At 71.6% G+C, this 26,888-nt stretch carries 20 protein-coding genes; 8 read left to right on the top strand and 12 right to left on the bottom strand.

Features of this window, described 5'->3' with window-relative positions; all coding sequences use genetic code 11:
* Positions 1-652 precede the first annotated feature (652 nt).
* From AB0J33_RS14425 to AB0J33_RS14410, 4 genes are read left to right on the top strand one after another with little or no spacing between them, the layout of a single operon-like run.
* On the top strand, positions 653-1,075 hold the full coding sequence (locus AB0J33_RS14425) for a MerR family DNA-binding transcriptional regulator (RefSeq protein ID WP_363613506.1): 423 nt from the start codon (positions 653-655) through the stop codon (positions 1,073-1,075).
* Entirely contained in the window at positions 1,072-1,863 is a 792-nt protein-coding gene (gene modA, locus AB0J33_RS14420) for a molybdate ABC transporter substrate-binding protein (RefSeq protein ID WP_363613504.1), read from the top strand. Before AB0J33_RS14425 ends, modA begins: the two co-directional genes overlap by 4 nt.
* A complete protein-coding gene (locus AB0J33_RS14415; protein ID WP_363613502.1) occupies positions 1,860-2,696 on the top strand; it encodes an ABC transporter permease in 837 nt (278 codons plus the stop codon). Before modA ends, AB0J33_RS14415 begins: the two co-directional genes overlap by 4 nt.
* Positions 2,693-3,760 (top strand): ABC transporter ATP-binding protein, encoded by a 1,068-nt coding sequence (locus AB0J33_RS14410; protein WP_363613500.1) that lies wholly within the window; start codon positions 2,693-2,695, stop codon positions 3,758-3,760. Before AB0J33_RS14415 ends, AB0J33_RS14410 begins: the two co-directional genes overlap by 4 nt.
* Positions 3,761-3,834: 74 nt before the next feature.
* Here AB0J33_RS14410 and AB0J33_RS14405 read toward each other — a convergent pair whose 3' ends face one another.
* The 3 genes from AB0J33_RS14405 to AB0J33_RS14395 all read right to left on the bottom strand — a co-directional run bounded on the left by AB0J33_RS14405 (position 3,835) and on the right by AB0J33_RS14395 (position 6,164).
* Positions 3,835-4,248, bottom strand: coding sequence for a type II toxin-antitoxin system Phd/YefM family antitoxin (locus AB0J33_RS14405; RefSeq protein ID WP_363613498.1), 414 nt, complete (start codon positions 4,246-4,248; stop codon positions 3,835-3,837).
* A 41-nt stretch (positions 4,249-4,289) separates the two neighbouring features.
* On the bottom strand, positions 4,290-4,850 hold the full coding sequence (locus AB0J33_RS14400) for a GNAT family protein (RefSeq protein WP_363613496.1): 561 nt from the start codon (positions 4,848-4,850) through the stop codon (positions 4,290-4,292).
* An 87-nt stretch (positions 4,851-4,937) separates the two neighbouring features.
* Positions 4,938-6,164: a hypothetical protein gene (locus AB0J33_RS14395; protein ID WP_363613494.1), complete on the bottom strand. Its 1,227-nt coding sequence runs from the start codon at positions 6,162-6,164 to the stop codon at positions 4,938-4,940.
* 171 nt (positions 6,165-6,335) lie between these two features.
* Between AB0J33_RS14395 and AB0J33_RS14390 the strand changes: the two genes are divergently transcribed.
* Positions 6,336-7,880, top strand: coding sequence for an NAD(P)/FAD-dependent oxidoreductase (locus AB0J33_RS14390; RefSeq protein WP_363613492.1), 1,545 nt, complete (start codon positions 6,336-6,338; stop codon positions 7,878-7,880).
* Here AB0J33_RS14390 and AB0J33_RS14385 read toward each other — a convergent pair.
* From AB0J33_RS14385 to AB0J33_RS14370, 4 genes are all read right to left on the bottom strand, one after another.
* Entirely contained in the window at positions 7,828-11,454 is a 3,627-nt protein-coding gene (locus AB0J33_RS14385; protein ID WP_363613490.1) for a serine protease, read from the bottom strand. The two genes, AB0J33_RS14390 and AB0J33_RS14385, sit on opposite strands and share 53 nt — an antisense overlap.
* Positions 11,455-11,518: 64 nt before the next feature.
* A complete protein-coding gene (locus AB0J33_RS14380; protein WP_363613488.1) occupies positions 11,519-11,866 on the bottom strand; it encodes a CU044_2847 family protein in 348 nt (115 codons plus the stop codon).
* 147 nt (positions 11,867-12,013) lie between these two features.
* Positions 12,014-12,445 (bottom strand): hypothetical protein, encoded by a 432-nt coding sequence (locus AB0J33_RS14375; RefSeq protein ID WP_363613486.1) that lies wholly within the window; start codon positions 12,443-12,445, stop codon positions 12,014-12,016.
* A 237-nt stretch (positions 12,446-12,682) separates the two neighbouring features.
* Positions 12,683-13,336 carry a TetR/AcrR family transcriptional regulator gene (locus AB0J33_RS14370; protein WP_363613484.1) on the bottom strand — a complete coding sequence of 218 codons (654 nt, stop codon included), beginning with the start codon at positions 13,334-13,336 and terminating at the stop codon, positions 12,683-12,685.
* A 94-nt stretch (positions 13,337-13,430) separates the two neighbouring features.
* Between AB0J33_RS14370 and AB0J33_RS14365 the strand changes: the two genes are divergently transcribed.
* Positions 13,431-14,558: an NAD(P)/FAD-dependent oxidoreductase gene (locus AB0J33_RS14365; protein WP_363613482.1), complete on the top strand. Its 1,128-nt coding sequence runs from the start codon at positions 13,431-13,433 to the stop codon at positions 14,556-14,558.
* A 69-nt stretch (positions 14,559-14,627) separates the two neighbouring features.
* Here the strand turns inward: AB0J33_RS14365 and AB0J33_RS14360 are convergent, their stop codons facing one another.
* On the bottom strand, positions 14,628-15,473 hold the full coding sequence (locus AB0J33_RS14360; protein ID WP_363613480.1) for an SAM-dependent methyltransferase: 846 nt from the start codon (positions 15,471-15,473) through the stop codon (positions 14,628-14,630).
* Between the two features lie 232 nt (positions 15,474-15,705).
* On the opposite strand from AB0J33_RS14360, the gene AB0J33_RS14355 reads away from it, so the two are divergent.
* Positions 15,706-19,170, top strand: coding sequence for a ThuA domain-containing protein (locus tag AB0J33_RS14355; protein ID WP_363613478.1), 3,465 nt, complete (start codon positions 15,706-15,708; stop codon positions 19,168-19,170).
* A 120-nt stretch (positions 19,171-19,290) separates the two neighbouring features.
* Here the strand turns inward: AB0J33_RS14355 and AB0J33_RS14350 are convergent, their stop codons facing one another.
* Positions 19,291-22,359 carry a S8 family serine peptidase gene (locus tag AB0J33_RS14350; RefSeq protein WP_363613476.1) on the bottom strand — a complete coding sequence of 1,023 codons (3,069 nt, stop codon included), beginning with the start codon at positions 22,357-22,359 and terminating at the stop codon, positions 19,291-19,293.
* A 211-nt stretch (positions 22,360-22,570) separates the two neighbouring features.
* Positions 22,571-23,098: a hypothetical protein gene (locus tag AB0J33_RS14345; RefSeq protein ID WP_363613474.1), complete on the bottom strand. Its 528-nt coding sequence runs from the start codon at positions 23,096-23,098 to the stop codon at positions 22,571-22,573.
* Between the two features lie 105 nt (positions 23,099-23,203).
* Here AB0J33_RS14345 and AB0J33_RS14340 point away from each other — a divergent pair, with 105 nt between their 5' ends.
* Positions 23,204-24,772 (top strand): acetolactate synthase large subunit, encoded by a 1,569-nt coding sequence (locus AB0J33_RS14340; protein ID WP_363613472.1) that lies wholly within the window; start codon positions 23,204-23,206, stop codon positions 24,770-24,772.
* Here the strand turns inward: AB0J33_RS14340 and AB0J33_RS14335 are convergent.
* Together AB0J33_RS14335 and AB0J33_RS14330 are read right to left on the bottom strand one after the other, a co-directional pair.
* Positions 24,753-25,943: a hypothetical protein gene (locus AB0J33_RS14335; RefSeq protein WP_363613470.1), complete on the bottom strand. Its 1,191-nt coding sequence runs from the start codon at positions 25,941-25,943 to the stop codon at positions 24,753-24,755. The two genes, AB0J33_RS14340 and AB0J33_RS14335, sit on opposite strands and share 20 nt — an antisense overlap.
* On the bottom strand, positions 25,936-26,775 hold the full coding sequence (locus AB0J33_RS14330; RefSeq protein ID WP_363613468.1) for a sugar phosphate isomerase/epimerase family protein: 840 nt from the start codon (positions 26,773-26,775) through the stop codon (positions 25,936-25,938). Before AB0J33_RS14330 ends, AB0J33_RS14335 begins: the two co-directional genes overlap by 8 nt.
* Positions 26,776-26,888 lie beyond the last annotated feature (113 nt).

Raw genomic sequence — 26,888 nt, 5'->3', positions numbered from 1 at the left:
CCACTACGCTCTTCCGATCGGGCGGGCCCACCGGGTCCCGCCCGCCCACGCCCGGCACCCGACGCTCCGCACGCATGGTCCGAGGCACCGCCCCCAAGCCCTCGCGCCCGACGTCCCCCACGCCGCCCCCAACCCGCAGCCCCGACTCCCCGCACCCCATGCCCGGCCTTCCGCACACCTTGTCCGCCGCCCGGTGCCCCGTCCCCCGAGCCCACCCCAAGATCCGAGCAACTTCCCGGATGTTGCTGCCTCCGACACCAGGGAGACAGCAACATCCCTGATCTTGCGCGGACCTTGACCACGAACACCCGACCGACCGAACCGGGAGGGGGTGCGGATCGGCGGCAACAGTCAAGGTCATGCTCGAGCCAGGATGTAGTGGCCTCACCGCTACACCGACACCACTACTTCCTGGTTCCCGATCATGCGGGTGAACGCCAGCGGCCAGGGCCCAAGCGCCGGACCGCCGAAGCCCCGGACCACCGGACCGCCGGACCGCCGGACCGCCCGAAGCCCCGGAACGCCCGAAGCCCCGGAACGCCGGAACGCCGAGGCCCTGGACCGCAACTGCTGGCACTTTTACCCAACAGCGCGCGTGGATGCCGCCCATCTGGGGCTTTCGGGCTCGCATCTACGGCGCTAGGGTGAGCCGGTGACGACGTACCGGATCGGGGAGGCCGCCGACCTGCTCGGCGTCAGCGCCGACACCATCCGCCGCTGGGTGGACGCTGGGCGACTGACGGCCGGGCGCGACGAGCACGGCCACCGGATCGTCGACGGCGTGGACCTCGCGGCGTTCGCCCGCGCCCAGGCCGCTGATCCGGACGCGGGCGCCGAGTTCTCCTCGGCCCGCAACCGGCTGCGCGGCATCGTCGTCGACGTCCGCAAGGACACGGTGATGGCCCAGGTCGACATTCAGGCGGGCCCGTTCCGGGTCGTATCGCTGATGAGCCGGGAGGCCGTCGACGAGCTCGACCTGCGGGTCGGGTCGGTGGCCGTCGCGGTGATCAAGTCGACCACGGTGGTGGTGGAACGAGCGGCGCCCGCAGTGATCAGGGGGAGGTCCGGCGGATGACGGCACTCAGAACGCGCTTGGCGGTGGCCGCGCTGCTGGCGGTCGGCCTGGCGGTCACCGGCTGCGGCGCGGGCGACGACCGGTCGGCCGGCGGCGCCGGTGATGGCCGGGTCACCGGCCCGGTGACGGTGTTCGCGGCCGCCTCGCTGACCGAGTCGTTCACCCGCATCGGGAAGGACTTCGAGGCCGCCAACCCGGGCACCAGCGTGACCCTCAACTTCGCCGGCAGTTCCGGCCTGGCCAACCAGATCAACCAGGGCGCACCGGCCGACGTGTTCGCCTCGGCCGCCCCGGCCAACATGGGCACGGTCACCGAGGCCGGCAACGCCGACGGCACACCGAGCGTCTTCGCCCGCAACCAGTTGGTGATCGCGGTGCCCCGGGGCAATCCGAAGGGCGTGACCGGCCTGGCCGCCCTGACCAGCCCGGGTGTGAAGGTGGCGCTCTGCGCGCGTCAGGTGCCGTGCGGCGCGGCGGCCCGTAGCGCTCTGGACGCGGCCGGGATCGCGCTCACGCCGGTCACCCTGGAGCAGGACGTCAAGGGCGCGCTCGCCAAGGTGAAGCTCGGCGAGGTGGACGCGGCGCTGGTCTACCGCACGGATGTGCGGGCGGCGAGCGCCGAGCTGACCGGCGTGGAGTTTCCCGAGTCGGCGCGGGCGGTCAACGACTACCCGATCGTCGCGCTGAAGGACGCGCCGAATCCGGCCGGCGCACGGGCCTTCGTCGCGTACGTCCGTTCGGCGCCCGCGCAGGCGATCCTGGCCGAGGCGGGGTTCCAGGCTCCGTGAGCCAGGTCCGCGACGACAACGCGTCCCGCGCGCAGCCGGCCACGCCCCGACGGCGGGGGCGGGTGCCGGCGGCGCTGCTGATCCCCGCCGGGCTGGGGCTGTTGTTCCTCGTCCTACCGTTGGCCGGGCTGGTGATCCGGGCACCGTGGGCGACCCTGCCGGGCCGGCTCACCGAACCGGGCGCGCTGACCGCTCTGCGGCTGTCGGTGCAGACCGCCACCCTGGCCACCGTGCTCTGCCTGCTGCTCGGGGTGCCGCTCGCCTGGGTGCTCGCCCGGGTCGAGTTCCCCGGCCGTCGGCTGGTACGCGCACTGGTCACCGTGCCGTTGGTGCTTCCGCCGGTGGTCGGTGGGGTGGCGTTGTTGCTGGTCTTCGGACGGCGTGGGCTGCTCGGCGGCTGGCTCGACGCCACGTTCGGCATCACCCTGCCGTTCACCACCGCGGGTGTCGTGCTGGCCGAATCGTTCGTCGCCATGCCGTTCCTGGTCATCGCGGTGGAGGGCGCGTTGCGCGCCGCCGACCACCGTTACGAGGAGGCCGCCGCGACGCTGGGCGCCAGCCGGTGGGTCACCTTCACCCACGTCACGTTGCCGCTGGTGGCGCCGGGCCTGGCCGCCGGGGCGGTGCTCTGCTGGGCGCGGGCGCTCGGCGAGTTCGGCGCCACCATCACGTTCGCCGGCAACTACCCCGGCCGGACGCAGACCATGCCGCTCGCCGTCTACCTGGCGTTGGAGACCGACCTGGAGTCCGCGATCGTGCTGAGCCTGGTGCTGCTCGTCGTGTCGGTGGGCATCCTGGTCGCGCTGCGGGACCGCTGGATGACCGGCGCATGAGCGGTCGGCTCCTGGACGCCCGGCTCGTCGTCGACCGGGGCGCCTTCCGGCTCGACGTGCCGCTGCGGGTCACGCCGGGCGAGGTGGTCGCGCTGCTCGGCCCGAACGGTGCCGGCAAGACCACCGCGTTACGCGCGCTGGCCGGGTTGCAGCCCCTCACCGACGGGCATGTCACCCTCGACGGTGTCGAGCTGGACCGCCCGGCCACCGGGGGCTGGGTGCCCACCGAACGCCGTCCTATCGGGGTGGTCTTCCAGGACTACCTGCTCTTTCCGCATCTCAGCGCGTTGGACAACGTGGCCTTCGGGCCGCGCCGGCACGGCGTCGACCGGCGGGCCGCCCGTGCCACCGCCCGGGACTGGCTCGCCCGCGTGGGGCTCGACGCGCAGGCGCAGCGTCGCCCCCGGCAGCTCTCCGGGGGGCAGGCGCAGCGGGTGGCGCTGGCCCGCGCGCTGGCCGTGGCGCCGTCCCTGCTGCTGCTGGACGAGCCACTCGCCGCGCTGGACGCCCGCACCCGGCTGGACACCCGCGCGGAGCTGCACCGGCACCTGTCCGCCCACCCGGGAGCGACGGTGCTGGTCACCCACGACCCGCTGGACGCGCTGGCCCTGGCCGACCGGCTGGTCATCGTCGAGGGCGGCCGGGTGGTCCAGGAGGGCGACGGGCCGAGCGTCACCGCCCGCCCGCGCACCGACTACGTGGCCCGGCTGGTCGGGTTGAACCTCTACCGGGGACGCGCCGACGGCCACGGGGTGCGGGTCGCGCCGGAGCTGACCCTGACCGTCGCCGACCGGTTGGACGGCGAGGCGTTCGTGGCGTTCCGCCCGGCCGCGGTGGCTCTGCACCCCAACCGGCCGGAGGGCAGCCCACGCAACACCTGGGCGGGCACCGTTGCTGGCGTCCAGCGCCACGGCGACAACGTGCGGGTGCAGGTCGACGGCCCGGTCGGGGTGGCCGCCGACGTCACGCCGGCCGCCGCCGCGCAACTGCGGCTGATCCCCGGCCAGCGGGTCTGGGTGGCGGTCAAGGCGACCGAGACGCACGGCTATCCGGCCACCGGCTGATCCCGGCCCGCTGGCCCGCGCGCGCCCGGCCTGCTGGCCCGCGCGCGCCCGGCCCGCTCCGGCGCGGACGGGAGTCAGCCGGCGAGCAGGTCCGCGTGTGCGGCGCGCAGCCGGGCCAGCGCCGGGTCGCTGCCGGGGACGACCCGGCGATCCAGCTCGGCCCAGACCTCGGCCAAGGCCGCGCGGACCGCGCCCAGCTCGGCGGCGTGCCGCTGACCGCTGCGCCGGTGTTGCTCGTCGAGGCGACGGGCCCAGCCGGCGGTGACCGTGGCGAGTCGGTCGGCGTCGGCGCGGGCCTGCGCGCCGCTGCGGGCGGCCGCGGCGGGGACGATCGCGGCAATCGGGCGGGGATCGCCGTCGCGGGTGACGACGGTGACCGCGTCGGTCAGCTCGGCCAGCGCGACGAGCTGGCTGAACCGGGTGCGCGCCTCACGCAGCGGCACGGAACGCGGCGGGTCGGAATGCGGGGTGAGCGCAGGGACGGCCATGGATGCATGGTGCCGCCCGGGTACGACACTATCCGCCGTCGTCAGTGGACGGTGAGTGGCGTGGCGAGCCACTCGTCGGCCAGCACCGACCAGACCTCCAGGTCGATCCGACCGTGCGGACCGGGGCTGACCTGGCGCAGCGTGCCGTCGAGGCGCAGGCCGAGACGGCTGGCGAGGGCCTTGCTGCGGGTGTTGTCGGCGCTGGTACGCCACTCCACCCGCTGGATGCCGCGCTCGCGCACCGCCCAGTCGACGATCCGGCGGACCGCCGGCGCGACCATGCCTCTGCCCTGCGCCGCCGGCTCCACCCAGCAACCAACCTCGCAGCCGCCCCGAATCACGTCGAACGACACGAACATGACCCCACCGACGAGCGTGCCCCGCCACCACAGCCCCCAGATGCCGCCGCTGTCGCCGGCCCAACGATCGGCGTACCGCTGCAGCACCGCCCGCGCCGAGGGCAGGTCGGTGGCGACGAAGGACGGCGACACCCAGGGCTGGATGTGCTCGCGGGCCCGATCGAGGTGGGCGAGGAACTCCTCGGCGCGCCACGGCTCCAGCGGGCGCAGCTCGACGTCTTCGGTCAGCGGCAGGGCGAACACCGGGCCTCCACGAAAGGTGCGCTTCCAACGACGGGTAGCAGGCTCGCACAGGTGCGGTGCCGGGGGTCGCGCCGGGGCACGACCGGATCAAATGATCATGTGGGTCCAGTAGCTGAGCCAGAGCACGAACAACACGCCCTGCACCACGGCGAGTGTCGCGGTCAACCACACGTCGACGCTGGCACGGCGGGTCCAGCGGGCCAGCACCAGCGCCACCGGGAAGGCGGCGAGCAGATAGCGCAGCAGGCTCTTGTACACCGGCGGCCCCATCGACAGCGGCACCAGCACCATGAGTACGCCGTACACCAGGTAGGCCACCTCCCGGCGACGGAATCCGGCGACCAGCACGGCCAGGACGGCCACGGCGAACCACACCCGGGCGGCGTCACGCGGCTCCCCGGCCAACCCGTTGAGCAGCACCGGGATCGGGTTCTGCACCCTGATCCCCCATCCGGTCTGCTGGGCGTGCTGGTAGGCGAACCAGTCCCCGCCGCGCCACCGGCAGTACGCCATGAAGGTGAACCACCCGGCGGGCAACAGCAGCAACGGCCACCCGATCCGTAGGTAGCCGAGCAGGGCGCGCGGGCCGAGCCGCCAGTCGTGCTGGCGGAGCAGCACCAGGGCCAACGGCAGCGCCACAAGCAGGCCGACGGAACGGCTCATCGCCAGGAAGTAGCCGAACACGCCGACGAGCAGCCACTGGCGCCGTTCGGCGTGGTAGAAGGCGGCCAGCGCGAGGCAGACGAAGAGCGACTCGGTCAGCGCGGCCTGGAACAGGAACGCGGTCGGCAGCAGCACCAGGTACCGGGTGAACCGGCGGGCCGCGTCCACGTCGCCGAGCAGCAGCTCCGCCAGCCGGTAGCCGTACCAGAGCGCCAGCAGGAACGCGACGTTGCTGATCAGCAACAGGGCGAGAGCGGTGTCGCCGCCGAGCAGCACGCCGACCGGCCGGGCCAGAAAGGGGTACAGCAGGGGAAAGCCGAAATCCCCCCACGGCCCGGTCAGGGGCAGGGTGCTCAGCCGCAGATAGAGCAGCGAGTCCCAGGCGAACCAGAACGAGATCCACCGGTGCCCGGTGATGTCCCGCTGTTGCGCCCACATCAACGCCTCGTCCGGCGGCGGCGCCCCGGGGACGCCGTCCCAGGCGTGCAGGACCAGGAGGCCGAGCAGCGTGAGCAGCAGCTTCGCGCCGACGAACAGGCCGATGACGTACGGCCAGGGCGCCGGCACGTGACGGGCCAGGCGCGCCGCGCCGCGCCCGGCCACGACCGCACGGGCGGCCAGCGCCGCCGGGCCGCTCCGCCACCGCCGCATCCGCTCCGCTTCCCCTGCTCCCCGGCCGCGCGGGGTGCCGCTCTTGTCGTGGTACGCCTCCGCGCGCCCCCGTCGAAGCGAGGACCGCCAACCACCAAGTGTGACATTCTGCGCAGAACGGGTAGACGCCGCACCTCGACCATGGCGGTGAGCAGGAAGCGGAGCGGCAGCATGAGTGAGCAGCACGGCACGGTGATCATCGGTGCGGGGCCGGCGGGGCTCACGGCGGCGTACGAGCTGCTCCGGCACGGGCGGTCGGTCCAGGTGTTCGAGGCCGACGAGGTGGTCGGCGGGATCAGTCGGACCGTGGAACGCGACGGGTGGCGGTTCGACATCGGAGGGCACCGGTTCTTCACGAAGGTGCCCCGGGTGGAGGCGTTCTGGCACGAGATCCTGCCGGACGAGGACTTCCTGACCCGACCCCGGATGAGCCGGATCTTCTACCGGGGCGCCCTGTTCAACTACCCGCTCAGCGCGGTGAACGCGCTGCGTAACCTGGGGCTGGCGGAGGCCGCCCGCTGCCTCGGCTCGTACGCCCGCGCCCGGTTGCGGCCACCCCGGGACCAGTCGCACTTCGAGGGCTGGGTGTCGGCCCGCTTCGGCTGGCGGCTGTACTCGATCTTCTTCAAGACGTACACCGAGAAGGTCTGGGGTATGCCCGCGGACCGGTTGCAGGCCGACTGGGCGGCGCAGCGGATCAAGAACCTGTCGCTGGCCAAGGCGATCCGCAACGCGCTGCTGCCCCGGCGTCGACGCACCGACGTGACCAGCCTGATCGAACAGTTCCAGTACCCGAAGTACGGGCCGGGGATGATGTGGGAGCGCTGCGCCGAGCAGGTCCGCGAGCGCGGCGGGCAGCTGTCCACCGGCAGCTGGGTCACCGCCGTGCACCGCGACCCGACCCGTCGGCGGGCGATCAGCGTGACGGTCAACGGCGCGGGCGGGCAGCGTACCGAGGCGGCCGACCACGTGATCTCGTCCATGCCGATCTCCGAGCTGGTGGCCGCACTGCACCCGCCGGCACCGCCGGAGGTGCTGGCCTGCGCGGCCGACCTGCGCTATCGCGACTTCCTGACGGTCGCCCTGGTGGTGCCGGCGGAGTTCTCGTTCCCGGACAACTGGATCTACGTGCACGATCCGGGGGTGCGGGTGGGCCGGATCCAGAACTTCGGCTCCTGGTCGCCGTACCTCGTCAAGGACGGCCGCACCTGCCTCGGCCTGGAGTACTTCGTGTTCGAGGACGACGAGATGTGGCGTACCCCGGATGCCGACCTGGTGGCCCTCGCCACCGCGGAGCTGGAGCGGTTGGGGTTGGTCCGACCGGGCGTGGTGGAGGCCGGCTACGTCGTGCGCATGCCCAAGGCCTACCCGGTGTACGACGAGCGCTACCAGCACAACGTGGACGTGATCCGGGCCTGGCTGACCGAGGCGGTGCCGAACGTGCACCCGGTGGGTCGAAACGGCATGCACCGCTACAACAACCAGGACCACTCGATGCTGACCGCGATGCTCACCGCCGAGAACATCGCCACCGGCAGTACGCATGACGTCTGGTCGGTCAACGTGGAGCGGGACTACCACGAGGAATCATCGGGCGGCGACGGCGGGCGGGGCACGGGCCGGGACGCGCCGGTGCTGCCCAGCCGGATCATCGCGGCGCCGGTCACCGTGCCGGGCGACCGAGCCGCTGTCGCAGTTCCCCCGTCTCACGCATGAAACCGAGCACGATCTCGCGGAACGAGTCGACGGACAGGTCGACGGCGGACTGGAACTTGGCGTAGGCCAGGTCGATGTCGGATCGCTCGCGATCCTTGTCCCAACCGATCGGGTTCGGCGTCTGGGACTGCTGGCACGCGGCGAGCAGGGCTCGGCCCTGCTGGAAGTTCACCGACGGCACGTTCCAGACGGTCCCGGCCATGATCCGCACCCCGTCCAACAGGACGAGCGCGGCCCGGAGCCGGTCGAGATCCTCGCTCGGCGCCAGCGTGTGCGAGCGGACGAACATCGCGCCGAGTGCGACGAGCAGGCCCACGTCAGTGAAGTCGTGCAGGAACCTGTCGACCAGCGGCGCGGTCTCCGGGCCGACGGCGGTCGCGATCTCGGCGCGGATGGTGCGCATGTCGGTCGCCAGCCGCGAGAAGCTGCCGACCCGGGCGATCGTGTGGGCCAGGCTGCCGTAGCCCTCGGACAGGGTGCCGTGCAGCTCCAGACGGGCCAGGGCGCAGACGATCGACGCGGAGAAGTCCGTAGACTCGTGGATCTCCGCCCGGGCCGCCGCCGCCACGAGTTCCTCCCGGTCGCACTCCCCCACCGCGTATGCCTGCGACAACGACTCGCACGCGCCCACGGCGGCCCGCAGGCGCAACAGCGGATCGCCCAGCGCGACACCGAAGGCGTCGGAGTAGGCCGCCGCCGCCGTGATGAAGTGCCGTCGGTGCCGGTGGTGGGCCGCCAGCAGGTGTGCCATGCGCGGGTCGGCCGGGAAGGTCTGCCGCCCGCGGGCCAGGATGCCGTCGACGGTACGGAAGTCGATGGGAGTACGCGCCACGATGGCGAGGGCCGTCTGGAGCTGCAGCTCGTTGTGCGCCTCCCGCTCGACCGCCTCCACCGAGTCGCCGCATCGTCTGGCCAGCGCGCCGAGTCTCTTCCGGCGCGTCTCACCGAGCTGTTCGAGCACGGCCAGCTTGTGCGGCACCGGGCGGTTCAACCAGCGCTCGTCAGCCATCCGCGCCTGCCTCAGCAGTGAGCCCGCGATCGACCACTCCGTACGGACCAACTGGTACTCGATCTCCACTATCAGCGGCGTGACCTGCGGGTGATCTCTCCGCCACCTGCGGTAGGCGCGTTTGATCGGTGCGAGCTGACTCTCGGCGGAACGGTGCGCGGGCAGGTCGGAGTCGACGGCGTTGTCGCCCTCCCGGGTCACCTTGAGCGTCGGGTCGGCGACGAGCAGGCTCAGGAACGCCTCGGCGGTCGGCGCGTTCTCCACGGTCCAGGTCAGCAGGTCCCGGGCGAGCTGCAGTCGGCCGGGTTCTCCGGTGCGCCGGGCCCGCTCCAGCCGGTGCAGCCGCCGCTGCTGCCGCGCGATGGACAGCAGCGGGCGGCTGTCGCCCACCAGCGCGAGCGACTTGAGTAGCTCCACGTGCAGCGTCAGCGCACGCAGCGCCCTCGTGAGGAAGACCTCGGTGAGCGACGGGTCGCCACTGAAGTCGCTGGCGCGGCCGATCAACGAGACGTACATCGTCCAGCTGCCCGGATCGGCCAGGAACGACCGGTCGTCCTCCAGGTGGGACAGGCACCACTCTCCGACCGCGCGGAGGCCGTCCGGGGAGGGCAGCGGTCGAACGGTGATCGCGCGGAGCGCGTCGTGCAGCACGATCCGCACATCGGCCCGGCCGGACAGCTGCTCGTCGACGACGACGGCGCTCATCCATGCGCCGACCGCGACGCCGAGGGCGTCATCCGTGCCGGCCCCCAGCCACCACGCCAGCACGAGCACCTGGGCGTCCTGCACCTGCTCCAGGTGGCTGCCCGTGTCGACGATGCGCTCGACCGTGCGCACCCCGCCGATCTCGGTGAACGTGCGGCCGGCGGCGGCCACGTCGCCCCCGTGGATCTGGCTGCGCCACAGCCGCAGGCGAACCCGCACCGACGGTCCGCGTTCGTTCCCCCGGCCTTCGAGTTCGACGATCTGCCGATAGAGCGACTCCACCCACTCGGGTCGTCTCGCCCGGCCGGACACGCGATGCGCGATGTCCTGCACCGCGAGGCCCTGTTCGGCGCTCAGCGCGTTCACCTCGAAGGCGAACGGGGCGGTGCCCGGCCATTCGTCGAGTCGGATCGCGTCGCCGCTGAACGCGCCGGCAGCCAGATCCCGGCGCGTCGCCGCAGGCGCGCGGATGCCGAGTGGGTCGTCGGCGGAGGTCAGGACCTGCTGTTCGAGGTCCTGGCCGGAGTCGGCGGTGGTCACGGTCGGCTCGTCCGGGGGCGCCGGGCCCGGGTCGAGGATCGGCAGATCGAATCGTTCGGACAGGGCGATGACGACGTCAACCGCATCGTCGCCGTCGCCCTGTCGGCAGGCCGCCAGGATCTCCCCGGGGAGAAGGCACCCCGGGTCGACGAGTTCCAACGCGTTCTCGGCCTCGTCCCGTGCCACTCGGCCGAGGGTGGCGCGGGTGATCAGCGCCGCCGCGTCCGCACGACCGATCGGCCCCACCTGGATCGAGGTGGCGAGTCCGACACAGGAGAGTTCACCGCCGAGATCGCGTCCGACGAGGACGACGGCGGCGTTCATCTGTTCGGCGGCGTTCATCAGCGCCGCGAGATCCGCGTCGGCGGCGGCGTCGACGACCTGGTGCTGGAGGTCGATGACGAGCCGGCCCCCGCGCAGGTCACGCATGATCGTCCAGCAGGCCAACGCCAGCGTCTCCGCGTCGGAGCGGCTCCCGAACGGGTCCTGTGGGATGTGCACGCCGAGCACCGGGAGGACGATTCCCACCACGGGGTGCTGCGCGGGGACCGGTGGGGCCAACGCCGCGTCGACGTACGCCGTGTCGCCGGCGGGGATGTGCGCCAGGCGCACCCAGACGCCGGTCAGCGCCGACTTGCCGGCCAGCGCGTCTCCGACGACGAGCCGGTGGCGGGGTCCGTCGCGCGAATCCAGCGCGGCGATCTCCTCCTCCCGGCCGATGAGTTCGACCAGGTCCGAGGGCGCGTCGCCGCGGATCAGACTGCGCGGCGGCCAGGTGCGTCCACTGGCGGCGTGCCTGATCTGCATCCGGCGGTCGTCGGTGTCCAGGCCCAGCGCGGAGCGGAGCGCAACGATCTCCGTACCCAGCAGGGCGTGCCCGCCCAGATCCGTCTGCCGCCCGCGCGTGACGCGGACCATGCCGACGAGCCGGCCGCCCTCGCGGTCGAGCACCGGTGCGCCGCTGTATCCCCGCTGGATCTGCCCCGACCGGAGCTTGAGCCAGGCGACCCCGTCGTCCTCGACGAGCCCCTCGTTGACGACCAGCGTCGTCTCCGCGCGCCGGTCGACGCAGCTGACGACCACATACTCCGCGCCGAGAGCGGGGCGCCGGGGCTCCGGGACGAACCAGAACTCGTCCGCGTCCTCGACGGTCAGGAGGCAGAGGTCACGCTGCTTGTCCCAGACGAGGACGGTCGCCGGTTCCTCCACGGCGTCGGCGGAGCGGCCAATGCGGCGGATCTTCACCGGCCCGGTCCGGTCCAGTCCGTGGGTGGCCGTGGCGATCGCCCGCGGTCCGATCATGAATCCGGTCTGTGTCACGGATCCTTGGCGAACGCCGACCAGCCCCGCCCACAGATGCCGGCCGGCCTCGACGTCAGCCATCTCAGCCGGCGAGGTCCTTCCAGGCCAACTTCAACTCCACCGCTCCCTCGGCCTTTCCATCGACGAGGAGCGCCACCGCCTTGCCGTTGGTGATCGAGAAGCCGACCCGCATGGTGACCTCGATGTCCGTCGGGGCGGCCTTGCGGGCGTGCTCGACCAGTTCCTCGGCCACCTTCGCCACCTGTTGCGCCACGTCGCTGAGCTTGATTCTGAGCGACTGAAAGGAGACCTCCTCCTCGGCATCGATCTCCATCGCCAGCGCGGCGAAGGTCGACTTGTCCTTCAACTCAAGCGCTATCAGGTCGCTCTGCATGAGGCCGTTCTCCCGGGTGAGGTGCCGATCGTCCACTTCGCGGTGATCGTGCCATCGGTGCAGTGTGGACACCCTGGGCCGGTCGGCCCCTTCGGTCTCACACTCCTGGGGGGTTTCCGAACCCTAGCGCTGCTCAGCCATCGGATTGCCGGCCGACCTAGGTCACTATCGGATCATCGACACTCAGCGGACGCCGCCACCGGACTGAGCCTCGGCCTGCCGAACACGAGCGATCACCTGCGCCGGCCCGCCGACACGAAGCAGCTCCAGAACGCCCGGCCAATCGGTCTGGCCGTACGGGCTGACGATGCGGCCGACGCCGTTACTGAGCAGCGCGACGGCGCTCAGGCCGGCGAGAGGGCGGCTGCCGGTCAGCGCCTGCCGCGCCGCGCGTGGGTCATCCTTGGCGATCCAGTAGCCGCCCGGCTGGTTGCGGCGGGCACGGAGCACGCTGACACACGAAGCCCGCACCCGCTCGTACTCCGGCGTCCCCGGAGCAACGCCGTCCCGCGGCACCGAGCATTCGCGCCGGGCGGTCACCTCGGGCTCCGTCGAGCAGTACGACTGCGCCGGGAACCGCACCGACGAAATCCTCATTCGGTCGGGCGGCTCCACCGGCGCTCGTCGCCAGGGTGACGTGCACTCGTGGGCTCCTTGCCTCTGGACTCTCGTCGGCTTCTGGGACTCTTGTCGCCGTTTCATGGGTGGAGCCGCTCCCGGTCCAACGGCGGAGAGCGGTATGCCTCAGAGGTATATCTATGACTCAGAGGTATATCGGACTCAGAGGTATATCGCTCGACGACTCACCTCGGGTCGGCAAGCCGCCGGCCATTAACTTCGCAGAGAAGTGGGTCACGTTCGGGGTCGGCTGGTGATGCCGTCCAGGACGGTGGCCAGGTTGTGGTTGAAGGTCTCCTCGGCGTCGAGGTGGGCGCCGTCGATGACGAGCCGGGCCACGGTGGGGTACCTGCCGGTTTTCAACATGCGCGTGAGGTAGGGGCCGAGGCTGGCCTGCCAGGCGGCCTCATCGGTGCCGGTGGAACGGGCGGTGCGTCGCTCGGTCACCTCTCGCCGGACCGCCCCGATGATGAAGGCGTTGAGAGCACCCACGGCTCGCTGTAGATCGTCGATGTCACGCACGCCGGGGGCCGCGCTGAGCGCCGCCGCGGTCGCTTCGCCCACGGCGAGCGCGTGCGGCCCCAGGTGTGGCCGTCCGCCGAGCACGTCGGAGAACCACTCGTGGTCGAGGGCGGCCGCACGGGTCGCGTGGGCGATGGCCAGCACCGTGGCGCGCCATTCGGAACGCTGGCCCACCTCGGCGATCCGGGCATAGACGACGTCGACCATCAGGTCGAGTAGTTCGGACTTGTTGATCACGTAGTCGTAGAGCCGCATCGGACCGACACCGAGCTCTTTGGCGATCTTGCGCAAGGACAGCCCGTCGAGCCCGTGCGCGTCGGCAAGTCGGATGGCCGTAGCGGCGATCTTGTCGCGGCTCAACGGCACCGGCACTGCCCTCGGCTGAGGTTCGGGTCGTTCCCACACGGGGAGTGACTCACTACCGTACGGCGTATTCACAAATACAGTGTACGGTAGCGCCGTGACAACGCGAATTGCGATCGCCGGTGGCGGCCTCGGCGGGCTGACGCTGGCACGGATCCTGCACCGGCACGGCATCGACGCGGTGGTGTACGACCGGGAGGCAAACCGGTCCGCGCGCCTGCAGGGCGGCTCGCTCGATCTGCACCCGGAATCCGGGCAACGAGCCCTGGACGAGGCGGGTCTCGGCGGCCGGTTCCGATCGGCGGCCCGGCCCGAGGGCGAGGAGCATCGCATCCTCGACCCGACCGGACGCACCCTGGTGCACCACGTGCCGCGACCTGGCTCATTCTCCGGACGTCCCGAGATCGACCGGGGCGCACTACGTGATCTCCTGCTCGACTCCCTTCCCGGCGACACGGTCGTCTGGCGGCACCGGCTTGTCGCGGCGGAACGGCGACTCGACGCCGGTTGGGAGCTGACGTTCCACGACGGCCAGCGAGCCGGCTGTGACATCCTCATCGGCGCGGACGGCGCGCGGTCGGTGGTCCGGTCGCTGCTGACCGACGTCGAGATGTCCTATGTGTCGACGGTCGTGGAGTTGAACGTCGAAGACGTCGACCGGCGTCATCCCGATCTCGCCGAATTGGTCGGCCCCGGGAACCTGTGGTGTGTCGGCGTGAACCAGATCCTGTCGGCGCAACGTCTGGGCGACGGCAGCCTCCGGGTCGGGATCTCGCTGCGCGCCGAGGGCCAGCCCCTCGACACGTACCGCAGCAAGCCAGCCCTGCTGGACATCTTCGCTGGCTGGGCTCCCCGTGTCACCGCACTCATCGAAGCCGCCGACAGCCCGCCGACGCCGCGCCTGATCGAGGCGATGCCCACCGGTACGCGCTGGGCCAGCCGGCCGGGCGTCACCCTCATCGGCGACGCCGCGCACCTCATGCCACCGGTCGGCGAGGGCGCCAACCAGGCCATGCTCGACGCCGCCGAACTCGCCGGCCACCTCGCCGCCAACCCCACCGACGCGAACACGGCGATCCGGGCGTACGAGGAGTCGATGTTCGCCAGGATCCACCCGATCGCCGACATGTCCGCACGAGTCCAGGCGATGATGCTGTCCCCCACCGCGGCGGAAGACATCGTTCGCTTCTTCACCAGGGCAGAGGACCCGGCACGCGAAGACTGACATCCGGCGCGGGCAGTGCCTGGTTCAGGGCTTGCCCGTGCCGGAACGATCCCCGGCCCGCACCACCGGTCAGGGCTTGCGGGCCACCGCGCCGTAGATGGAGGCGTCGGCCAGGGGCGGACGCCGCTCGGGCGGCAGCTGCGGCCGCCACTCGGTGACCGGCACGATGCCCGGTTGCGCCAACTCCAGGCCGCTGAAGAAGCGGGCGAATTCGGCCCGGTCGCGGGCTACGGCGTCCTGCTTCATCCGGCCGGAGGCGAACTCGGCCTCCATCCGGGTGACGATCTCGGCGGGGATGTGGTCGGTGGTGAAGTGGGTCAGCGCCAGCCAACTGCCCGACGGCAGCGCGTCGAGCAGGCGGGTGACCTGCTCGTGCGGGCGGTCGTCGTCGGTGAGGAAGTGCGTCACGGCGATCAGCACCAGCGCCACCGGCTGGGACAGGTCCAGTGTGGTGTGCAACTGGGGGTCGGCGAGGATCTTCTCCGGGTCGCGGAGGTCGGCGTCCAGGTAGGCGGTGGCCCCGGCCGGGTCGCTGGTCAGCAGCGCTCGGGCGTGGACCAGCACCATCGGGTCGTTGTCGACGTAGACGACCCGGGATTCGGGGGCGACGGACTGGGCCACCTCGTGGGTGTTGTCGGCGCTCGGGATGCCGGTGCCGATGTCGAGGAACTGCCGGACGCCGGCCTCCTCGGCGAGGAACCGGACGGCCCGGCCGAGGAAGGCCCGGTTCTCCCGGGCGAGCGTGCGCACCCCCGGGTAGACGGCGGCGATCTGGTCGCCGGACTCCCGGTCGACGGCGAAGTTGTCCTTGCCGCCGAGCCAGTAGTTGTAACGGCGAGCCGGATGCACGGTGGTGGTGTCGATCCGGTCGGCACCCCGGCCCTCGGGCAATTCCGACGTGGACGGCACCGTCACGAGACCTCCCCAGGTCGACGGGACACGGCGCATCCGCAGCGTCACGGGACGTGTCCAGGAGACATCCTAAGCCGTACCCGTGAGCCCGTGGGGGCCGGCGACGCGCGGACGCCGCAGGGGCGGGAAACCGCTTACCAGCGGGCTATTGACGCTCGTCACTGGCTGTCAGTACCGTGGTGCGGGCAGCGAGAAAGCGCTTTCCGCCCCTCACCGTCCGACAGGGAGCGCCCCCATGCCCCGACATCTCCGCGTGTTCTGCCTGATCCTGCTCGCCATCGCCACCGTGGTGAGCACCACCACCGCCCTGCCCGCCGAGGCCGCCCCGCGCTTCCGGGTGCTGGTCTTCTCGAAGATCACCAACTTCTACCACGACTCGATCCCGGCCGGCATCGCCGCGATCCAGCAGCTCGGCGCCGCCCACAACTTCGAGGTCGTCGCCACCACCGACGCGGCGGCGTTCACCGAAGCCAACCTCGCCACCTTCGACGTCCTGGTCTTCAACAACACCAACTCGCTGCCGACCTCGGGCGATCTGCTCAACGCCAGCCAACGGGCGGCGTTGCAGACGTTCATCCGCAACGGCGGCGGTTGGGCCGGCCTGCACGCCGCCTCCGCCAGCGAGCGCGACTGGCCGTGGTACGAGGGCCTGGTCGGCACGATCTTCGACTACCATCCCGACTTCTCGTCCACCGGCGGCACCTTCCCCGGCCGGGTCAAGGTGCTCGACCGGGCGCACCCCTCCACCCGTAACCTGCCGGAGCTGTGGGAGCAGAGCGAGGAGTGGTACAACTGGCGGACCAACCCGACCGGCAACGTGCACACCCTCGCGCAGATCAAGGTTCGCGACGGCATCAACGGGCTGGACGAGGGCGTCGACCACGCGTACTCCTGGTGTCAGCGCTACGACGGCGGCCGGTCCTGGTTCACCGCCGGTGGGCACGCCAGCGCCCAGTTCAGCACGCCGACGTTCCTCGAGCACCTGCGCTACGGCATCGAGTGGGCGGCCGGCGCGGTCGCCGGCGACTGCTCGGCCACCGAGACCAGCAACTTCGAACGGGTGGGGCTGGTCACCGAGAACCTGGCCGACCCGTTCGAGCTGGCCGTCGCCCCGGACCGGAAGGTCTACTACATCCAGCGCACCGGCGCGCTGAAGGTGGTCAACTCCGACACCCTCCAGGTCACCACCCTGCTGGACTTCGCGTACACCCCGGCGATGACCGACCAGTCCGACGGGCTGCTCGGGATGACCCTGGACCGCAACTTCGCCAGCAACGGCTGGATCTACCTGCTCTGGTCGGACAAGACCCTCAAACAACTCAACCTGTCCCGGTTCACGGTCGCCAACAACAGCGTCGCGCTCTCCTCGGAGAAACGCCTACTGGCCATTCCCACCTACCGGGGTGAGGGCAGGGCCAACTCGCACATGGGTGGGTCCCTCGCGATGGACGCGGCCGGGCGGCTGTACGCGGCGATCGGTGACAACACCGACCCGTTCGCCTCCAGCGGCTACACCCCGGTCGACGAGCGCGCCGGCCGCGCCGCCTGGGACGCCCAGGGCACCGCCGGCAACACCAACGACCTGCGCGGAAAGATCCTGCGGATCACCCCACAATCCGACGGTACGTACACCGTGCCGAGCGGCAACCTCTTCCCCGCCGGCACCGCGAAGACCCGGCCGGAGATCTACGCGATGGGCATGCGCAACCCGTTCCGGATCACCATCGAGCCGCAGACCAACGCGGTGCTGGTGGCCGACTACGGCCCCGACGCCCGCGCCGCCGATCCCAACCGGGGTCCGGAGGGGACCGTCGAGTTCAACCGGATCACCGCGCCCGGCAACTTCGGCTGGCCGTACTGCGTGGGCAACAACATCCCGTTCAACGACTACAACTTCGCCACCAACACCTCCGGGGCGAAGTTCAACTGCGCCGCACCGGTCAACAACTCGCCGAACAACACCGGCCTGACCACGCTGCCGGCGGCGAAGTCGGCGCTGGTCTGGTACGCCTACTCCGCCTCCACGCAGTTCCCGGAGCTGGGCACCGGTGGCGGCGGGCCGATGAGCGGTCCGGTCTACGACTACGACCCGGCCAACACCCGCACGACGAAGTTCCCGGAGTACTTCGAGGGCAAGTGGATCACCTACGAGTTGACCCGCAGGTGGTTCAAGACGCTCTCGATCCACAAGACGGCGCAGACCTTCAGTAACGCGCGCTTCGGCCCGACCGCCGTCGGTGACCTCCAGTCGATCAACGGGATCTTCGACAACATGAGCTGGATCCAACCCTTCGAGGCGGAGTTCGGCCCGGACGGCTCGCTCTACGTCATCGACTTCGGCGAGGGCACCGGCAGCGGTCGCGGCGGCAGCAACGCCGGCGCCGGCATCTACCGGATCGACTACGTGGCCAACGGTCGGCCACCGACCGCGAAGATGACCGCCACCCCGGACAGCGGACGCACACCGCTCACGGTGACGTTCTCCTCGGCGGGATCGACCACCGGTGACGGGTCGGCGCTCAGCTACGCCTGGGACTTCACCAACGACGGCAGCACCGACTCCACCGCCGCCAACCCGAGCTTCACCTACTCGGCGGCCGGCAAGCACACCGCCCGGCTGACCGTACGCAACAGCGGCAACGGGCTGACCGCCAGCGCGGTCACCGACGTGGTGGTCGGCAACACCCGACCCACGGTGACCATCACCGTGCCCGACGGCGGGTTCTTCGACTTCGGCGACAAGATCCCGTACACGGTGACGGTCACCGACCCGGAGGACGCCACCATCGACTGCGCCAAGGTGACGGTGCAGACGCAGCTCGGCCACGACCAGCACGCCCACCCGTTGGACGTCTACACCGGCTGCTCGGGGCTGCTCGCTACCGAGGCGGACGCCGGTGACGGCCACGGACCGGGGCAGAACCTCTACACCCTGATCACCGCGCAGTACACCGACGGCGGCGCGGCCGGCGGCGTACCGGCTCTGACCGGTTCGACCCGCGTGCAGTTGCAGCCCAAGAGCAAGGAGGCCGAGCACTTCAGCGCCCAGTCCGGCGTCACGGTCAACGACCGGGCCACCGCCCGCGCCGGCAAGCGGCTCGGCGAGGTCGACCACAACGACTGGGTGGCGTTCGGACCGGCGGACCTGCGCAACGTCGGCTCGGTGACGCTCGGGGTGACCAACGGCGGCCTCGGCGGCACCATCGAGCTGCGGACCGGCTCGCCCACCGGCACGCTGATCGGCACGGCCACCATCGGTTCGACCGGCGGGTGGGACAACCTGGTCTCGCCCACCGTCACGCTGACCAACAAGCCGACCGGCACCACCACCCTGTACGCGAAGTTCGTCAACCCCGCCCAGGTCGGAGGCACCCCGGACCTGCTCGCACTGGACTGGCTGCGGTTCAACGGCGCAGGGGTCAAGCAGGAGCCGGGCGGAACGCTGTCCCTGGCCGCCAACCCGACCGGCGGCGCCGCGCCACTGACCACCACGCTCACCGCCACGGCGACGGCGCCGTCCGGGCAGAGCATCACCGACTACGCGTGGGACTTCGGCGACAACAGCGCCGTCACGCACGGGGCGACACTGCGGTCGACCGCCCACAGCTACTCCCGCAAGGGGACCTTCACCGCCCGGGTGACGGTCACCTACACCGGCGGGGAGACCCGCTCGCTCAACCTGACCATCACGGTCACCTGACCGTCGGCGCGGTGGCGGGTGGGTTTTCGCCCGCCCGTCACCGCCCGGCCGCCCGAGGCGTCAGTGGCCCGGGGGCGTGGGGCGGTGCACGTCGGCACCGCCCCACGCCCGGCTGAACGGTTACTGCCAGGAACTCTGTTGGGTGTAGACGAGGTTGCCGGGGATGACCGAGCCGTTGGTGCTCAACTCGGTGTAGGCCCAGAAGTCGCCGTCGGGCAGCGGCTTGTCCGGCTTCAGCGTGAAGCCGACCGTCGAGCCGCGCTGCACCGTACCGGGAAGCGTCAGCGTCGCATCCGCGTACGTGGCGTTGCGACCGATGATCGCGTGGCCCAGTTCGAAGTCGACGACCGGGCCGCCGGGGAACTGCGCGAACACGTACGCGGTGTAGCGCCCCGGCTCGGGCAGGAACTTGTACGCCTGCTCGGCGCTGGTCCAGAACCTGTCACTGCTGTAGATGAGGGTGTCGCCCTTGTACAGGTACAGATCGAGGTTCGTATTCGGATCGGCGGTGCTGGTCTCGACCACGATGCCGGCGGTGTTCGCCGGCACGGTGAAGTCGACCTTCTTCACGCCGGTGGCGCTCGGGTCGAACACACCGCCGTAGACGCCGGCCGGCATCGAGTACGACGTACGCCGCATCGGGGTGTAGCCGGTGCTGCGGGCGGCGAGCGGCCCGGTGAAGCCCGGCTGGACCGAGCCGAAGGCACCGTTCGCCATCCGGCCGAACTCCTCGCCGTCGTCACCGTACGGTCGGGGCGTGATGCCCCACGGACGGGCGGCGACCGGGATCCGGGCGCTGTGGACCTTGCCGCGCCAGGTGATCGACCCGGTCACGAACCGGTCCCAGGGCGCGCTGCCCCGACGCAGCGTGATGGTCACCGTGGCGGACGCGCCGGGTGCCAGCGTCACCGAGGCGGGCGACACGTTGACCTTCATGCCGGCCAGGCCGGACAGCGACGACCGGTAGGTTTCCCGGGCCTTGCCCACGTTGGTCAGGGTGCGGGTGAGGGTCACCGGGCGCGTTCCGTCGTACTCGCGCAACGAGATCGCCGGCAGGTTGAGGGCCTTGCCGTCGGGCTCGGCCGTCTCGCTGAACTCGATCAGGTCCGCCGCCGTCGGCGCGATGACCAGCCCCGGATCCTTGGCACCGGCCAGGTTGACGAAGCCGCTGCCCTGGTCCAGCGGGCTGGTGGTGCCGACGGTGTCGGTGGCCGTGGTCCGCAGCGCCGAGGCGACCGTGCCCGGTGACCACTGCGGGTGCGTGGCGCGCAGGACCGCCGCCGCTCCGGCCACGTAGGGCGAGGCCATCGAGGTGCCCGAGTAGGCGTCGTACTGTCGCCCGAAGTTGCCCGCCGGCGAGACCGCGGCGATGATGTCCGAACCCGGCGCCACCAGGTCCGGCTTGAGGATGCCGGTGGCCACCTTGTCCGGCCCGGTGGAGGAGAAGTCCGCCACGCTCGGCACGCCCGGGACGCTGGAGCCGTCACCGCCGGTACGCAACGACACGGTCGCGTCGGTGGGGTGGCGCATCAGGTAGTTGAACAACGTCCCGGCCTGCTTCTCGGTCGGCAGGTAGACCACCGGGAAGTTGGAGATGGAGTTGATCCGGTAGTTGCCGACCGGGTCGAAAACCACCATGCCAGCCCCGCCCTTGGCCTTGATCTCGTTGGCGGAGCCGAACAGGTCGGACAGCGCGCAGGCCACCACCCTGCCCTTGATCTTGGCCGGGTCGAGGCTGCCCGGTTCGCAGTAGACCGCGCCCAGGTCGGCCGAGCCAGCCTGGTCGCCGAAGACCATCGGCCGTGCGGCGCCACCGGGCAGCGCGTCCAGCGAGCCGCCGACCAGCTTCGTGCCGTCGCCCAGCTTGACGGTCGCCTCGTCGAGGTTCGTCACCGCCGCACCGACCGTGGTCACCCAGGGCGCCGCGTTGCTGATCGCCCCGCTCACGATGCCGGTGTTGCCCGCCGAGGCCGCCACGAACACCCCGGCCAGCGTGGCGTTGAGGAAGGCGACGCCGATGGGCGTGTTCGCCTCCCAGTCGCCGAGATCGGACCCGATCGAGAAGTTCAGGACCTGCACGCCGTCGGCGACGGCCGCGTCGATGCCGGCGATGATGTCGGCGTCGAAGCCCATGCCGCCCCAGAGCACCTTGTAGACGGCGATCTGGGCGTCCGGCGCCACCCCGGAGACGGGACCGAAGCGCCGACCGTCGATGGTGACGTCCGAGATCGGCAGGCCGGCGGCCGTGGACGCGGTGTGCGTGCCGTGCCCGGCCATGTCGCGGGGGGACAGGACCTCACCCTCGGGCACCGAGCCACCGCCGGCGAGCCAGGTGTCGGCGAAGTACCGGGCACCGACGATCTTGCCGTTGCAGTGCTCGGCCGCGAAGGCCACCCCGGTCTGGCAGGTACCGTGCCAGCTCGCGGGGGCGGGCATCGTCTTGGCGAACGACGCGCTCTCCGGCCAGATGCCGGTGTCCAGGACGCCGATCACCATGCCCGCGCCGGTAGCGGGGCCGGGCGTGACCGGCCGGCCGGCGGGGCCGGTCGCCGTCGACGGGTCCACCCCGGTCGGGGTGGCGGGCGTCGGGGTCGCTGCGGTCGTCGTGGTCGCGGGGGGCGGCGTCGAGGGGGTGCCGAGCGCCCGGGACGCGGTGACGGCACGCACGCGCTTGTCCGCCCGCAGCGTGGTCGCCTGTTGGGCGGTCAGCTTCGCCGAGAACCCGTTGAAGGCGGTCGTGTAGGCCGCGTTGACCTTGACCCCGGCCGCGGCGGCCACGGCGGCCCGCTGCGCGTCGAGGTGTCTGCGGTACGCCTGCGACGGCGTCGACGACGCGTCCAGCCGGTTGCCCGCCGCCGGCCGGGTCCGGGCCAGACCGGCCACCCCACCGGCGTACGTGGTCAACGGCTCCTCGGCCAACTCGACGACGTACGTGCCGGAGCCGGTCTCGTCCACGGCCCTGGGGGTGGCCGCCCGCTTGCCGCCGGGCCGGCGGTCGGCGCCGTCGGTCAGGGTGACCTTCCGGTCGGACCCGGCGGTGAAGTAGCCGGCGCTCGCACCGGTGCCGGCTGGACCCGCGGGTGCCGCCGACGCCGTTCCCGCCACACCGGTGGTACCGGTGACCAGGGCGACGACCAGCGTCGGTATCGCTAGTCTTCGCAGCCTGTTTCCACTCGTGCCTGTAGCCACGAGGCTCCTCTCGGTTGCTCCTTTGTGGAGCTGTTCGATGATCGCGACCCACCAGTGGGAGCGCTCCCCAACCCAAGTCCACGATGGTTAATCGAGGATTTGCACGGTGTTACGGAACGCGGGTACTGGCAAGATCACCGTACGCGTGCCAGGTGGCGTGTCGTCAATACCATGATCGATAACAGCGACCCGATCGGCCGGGGCGTCCGACCTAGTCCGACAGCCCGTCCGGCACGGGCACCCGCAGGTGCCTCAGGAGCGCGGCGACCTCGCGGCCGAGGTCACGGCCCACCTCGAGGATCGCGTCCACCCCGAACGAACCGAAGGGGCGACTGGGCTGCTCGATGACGAACCGCGCTCCACCGTGGGGTCCTTCGCAGATCACCGTGCGCAACGGCGCGTACAACATGACGGCGGGATCGTGCCGGAACATGCGTTCGGCGGTGGTGTGGTTGCCCATCAGGTACTCCACACAGTGCCAGGAATCGCCGGCGAGCGTCATCATCGGTCGCAGGTCACCGCTGCTCCAGTAGATGAGGAAGTCGTGGGGTGCCCGCTCGCGCATCAGGGCGAGCACGTCTTCCCACGGGGCGTCGCGGGCCACCAGAGCGTTGAACGCCTCGGCGTCGTAGGGCGGGACGGCCTGCTCGTACTGCCGCCGGAACTCCTCGAACGGGCGATCGATGCTGATGTCCAGGCACCGGGCCTGGTAGGCGCGTTCGGCGTACCCCTGACCCATTCCGCACCCCTGTCCTCACCCGTCGAGCTACTTTTTCCAACCTAACAGCACCAGTCCGAAATGCGCGTTTAGTATCGAATCGATACTAATTTTGGCAATGAGGTGATGTGCGTGAACGGCGCTGAGGCACTGCTGCGAACACTTGCCGACGGCGGGGTGGAGGTGCTCTTCACCAACCCCGGCACCACCGAACTGCACCTGGTCGGGGCGCTGGAGTCGGTTCCGGAACTGCGCGGTGTGCTCGCGCTCTTCGAGGGCGTGGTCACCGGCGCGGCCGACGGTTACGCCCGCATCGCGGGCAAACCCGCCGCGACGCTGCTGCACCTGGGGCCCGGGTTCGCGTACGGCCTGACCAACCTGCACAACAGTCGACGCGCCAACTCGCCGGTGGTGAACATCATCGGAGACCACGCCACCTTCCACACCGCCTTCGACCCCCCGTTGAACTCGGACATCGCCGCCCTGGGCGGCTGGCTGCGTGGCCCGGTCCGCCGTCCCGAGGACCCGGCCGGCGCCGGCCCCGACGGCGCTGCCACCCTCGCCGCCGCGCTGGAACCCCCCGGGCAGATCGCCACCGTGATCATGCCGGCCGACGTGTCCTGGTCGGACGCGGCCGCCGTGGTCGGCGCGCCCGCCCAACCCCGTTCGGCCCCGGCCGTGCCCGCGCAGGTGAGCACACAGATCGCGGACGTTCTTCGCGGAGGTGAGGCGACCGCTCTGCTCATCGGCGGCACGGCTCTCTGCGAGACGGGCCTCCTGGCGGCAGGACGCATCGCCGCCGCGACCGGCGCCCGGGTGTTCCAGGAGCTCTACTCCAACCGGGTCGAACACGGCGCGGGCCTGCCCTCCTTTCCCCGACTCGGCTTCTACCCGGACCAGGTGCTCAAACAACTCCACGGGGTACGGCACCTCGTCGTCGCGGGCACCAAGGCGCCCGTCTCCTTCTTCGCCTACTCCAACCAGCCGAGCCTGCTCGTGCCCGAGGGCGCGCAGACACACATCCTGGCCGAGGTCGGCCAGGACGCGGTCGCCGCGCTCGACCGACTCGCCGACCTGGTGGCACCGGACACGTCCGCTCCGGTCACCGAACCGCACCGTCCAGCCCTGCCCAGCGGCCCGCTCACCCTGCAGAACTGGGCCGACGTCGTCGCGGCCCTGCTACCCGAGCGGGCCATCGTCATCGACGAGAGCGTCAGCTCCGGCACCACTCTGGCGACCGCCACCGCGGGATCCGCACGGCACGACGTGCTCATGCAGACCGGTGGCGCGATGGGCGACGGCCTCCCCCTGGCCGTCGGCGCCGCCGTCGCCGCACCCGACCGGCCGGTGCTGGCGCTGGTGGCCGACGGCTGCGCCATGTACACGCTCACCGCGCTGTGGACCCAGGTCCGCGAGCAGCTGAACGTCACCAACGTGATCCTCAACAACCGCTCGTACGCGATCCTGCGGCAGGAGTGGAAATACTTCAGCAACCGCCCCAGCTCCGTCGATCCGGGCGGCAACCCGCTCTTCGACCTGGCCAACCCGCAGATCGACTTCGTCGGGCTGGCCAGCGCGTTCGGCATGCCGGCCAGCCGCGCCACCACCGCCGAGCAACTCGCGGAACAACTCACCCAGGCACTGCACCAGCCGGGCCCGCACCTCATCGACGCCGTCATCCCCGCCGCAGCCTAGGCGCCGCCCGGGCCGCATCTCCCCGGCGGCGCCAGAGCAGGGTGCACACCCCGGCGAGGGCCAGTCCGAGCAGTGGGGCGACGCCCACCCCGGCGAGCGCGCACGCCACCGCGAGCAGCGCCGGCGGCACCCAACACCAGGCGGGCACGGTACGCGGGGCGCGACCGCGCCGACGCGCCGCCGCCTCCACGGCCATCGGCACCACCAGCACCGGCAGCGCGGCGGCCAACAGGGTCAGCCAGGGCAGCACCAGACGGTCGAACCGCGCCACGGCGAGGATCCCGCCGAGCACCGCGACGGCGAGCATCGCCACCCGGGCCGGCACCCGCGGCGCAAGACCGCGGATCGCCAACGCTCCGGAGTACGTGGTGGTCAACGCCGCCGCGAACACCGCCACCGCGACGAACAGATTGGCGTACGCCGCCAGCCCCGACCCGGCGGCGAGCAACGCCACCACGTCGGCCGAGCCGGTCCGCAGCCACAGACCGGCACCGGCGAGCACCCCGAGCAACGCCGGCCCGATCAGCAGTCCCACACACCAGACCAGATCCCGCCGCCGGGCAAGACCCACACTGAAATCCGGCGCGCGCAACGCGAACACGGCCGCGTACCCGATCAACGCGGATGCGTCGGCGAGCCCGCCGGCGGCCAGGCGGACCGGCGCTCCAGGTGGCGGCAGGACGGTCAGGCACCAGCCGACCAACACCACGGCGCTGAGGGTGGTGAGCACCGCCACCCGATTGCCGAGCCGGGCCGGCGCCCACGAGACGGCGAGGACCGCCGCTTCCAGCAGCACCGGCCCGGCCCAGCCCGGCAGGCCGGTCAGCGCGGCAAGCGAGGCCCCACCCAGCCCGACGTTGAATCCGTTCCAGCCGACCATCGACCCGGCCAGCACCGCCGCCAGCAACAGCCGCGAGGTGTCCCCCAGATACGCGGGTAGCACCGCGGTCAATGTGCCGCCGTCGCCCAGCGGCCGGCGCAGACCGATCCGGCCCTGCCCCCAGAGCAGCGCCGCCATCAGCGCCCCACCAACCAGCAGCCCGCCCACCGGCACCGCGCCGTCGTGCCGGGCGGCCATCGCCGCGCCGAGCACCAGCGTCGCGGGCGCCGTGCCGATGCCCAGCCACGCGCCGACCGCCGCCGGCCACCGCCGCTCGGTGACCTCAGGCAACGTGACGTAGGTAGCCGGCGATCGCCGCGTCGAGCACCTCCGCGCCCGGACGCGCCCACACCTCGGCGGAGAAGACCTCCACCTCGATCGGACCGACGTAACCGGCGGCGTCGACCGCCTCGCGCAACCGGCGCAGCTCGATGCAGCCCTCGCCGGGCAACGCGCGGCCGAGCAGCACCCCCTCCGGCAGCGGGGTCACCCAATCGCAGACCTGGAACGCGGCGATCCGGTCGGCGGCCCGCGCGATCTGCGCGTACACGGTGTCGTCCCACCACACGTGGTACGCGTCCACGACCACACCGACCACCGTGGGGTCGAACCGCTCCGCGATGTCCAACGCCTGACCGAGGGTGGCGATCACACACCGGTCGGCGGCGAACATCGGGTGCAGCGGTTCGATGGCCAGCCGCACCCCGGCCGCCGCCGCGTGCGGGGCCAACTCACCGATCGCGTCGCCGACCCGACGCCGGGCACCGTCGATGTCCCGGCTGCCGGCCGGCAGCCCACCGGAGACCAGCACCAACTCCGGGGCCCCGAGGGCGGCCGCCTCGTCGATGGCCCGCAGGTTCTCCGCACGCCAGTCCGCGGCGGAGAAGAACCCGCCCCGGCACAACGACGTGACGGCGAGGCCGGCGTCGCGGACCAGCTTCGCCGAACGGGCCAACCCGTACTCGGCCACCGGCTCCCGCCACAACCCGATGCCCGGCACGCCGGCCGCCACGCACCCGGCCACCACCTCCGGCAACGGCCAGCCCTGGGCGGTGGCCTGGTTGAACGAAAACCGCGCGAGGCTCGCTGGCTCGGTCTTCGCTCGCGACTGCGGGGCTCGCAAACCCGGCTCACTCCTCGCGCTCACTGGGTTGCCTTTCGCTCGCGACTGCGGGGCTCGCAACCCCGGCTCACTCCTCGCGCTCACTGGGTTGCCTTTCGCTCGCGACTGCGGGG

This window comes from Micromonospora sp. NPDC049645 (genome assembly GCF_040675155.1).
GTDB lineage: Bacteria > Actinomycetota > Actinomycetes > Mycobacteriales > Micromonosporaceae > Micromonospora.
The sequence above is the reverse complement of the archived record's forward strand: the minus strand, read 5'-3'. Positions and strand labels throughout refer to the sequence as shown.

Excerpts from the sequence above, each read along its gene's own strand:
- modA (WP_363613504.1), top strand. The coding sequence starts at position 1,072 with ATGACGGCACTCAGAACGCGCTTGGCGGTGGCCGCGCTGCTGGCGGTC.
- AB0J33_RS14410 (WP_363613500.1), top strand. The coding sequence starts at position 2,693 with ATGAGCGGTCGGCTCCTGGACGCCCGGCTCGTCGTCGACCGGGGCGCC.
- AB0J33_RS14405 (WP_363613498.1), bottom strand. The coding sequence starts at position 4,248 with ATGGCCGTCCCTGCGCTCACCCCGCATTCCGACCCGCCGCGTTCCGTG.
- AB0J33_RS14395 (WP_363613494.1), bottom strand. The coding sequence starts at position 6,164 with ATGCGGCGGTGGCGGAGCGGCCCGGCGGCGCTGGCCGCCCGTGCGGTC.
- AB0J33_RS14390 (WP_363613492.1), top strand. The coding sequence starts at position 6,336 with ATGAGTGAGCAGCACGGCACGGTGATCATCGGTGCGGGGCCGGCGGGG.
- AB0J33_RS14355 (WP_363613478.1), top strand. The coding sequence starts at position 15,706 with ATGCCCCGACATCTCCGCGTGTTCTGCCTGATCCTGCTCGCCATCGCC.
- AB0J33_RS14345 (WP_363613474.1), bottom strand. The coding sequence starts at position 23,098 with ATGGGTCAGGGGTACGCCGAACGCGCCTACCAGGCCCGGTGCCTGGAC.
- AB0J33_RS14340 (WP_363613472.1), top strand. The coding sequence starts at position 23,204 with ATGTGCGTGAACGGCGCTGAGGCACTGCTGCGAACACTTGCCGACGGC.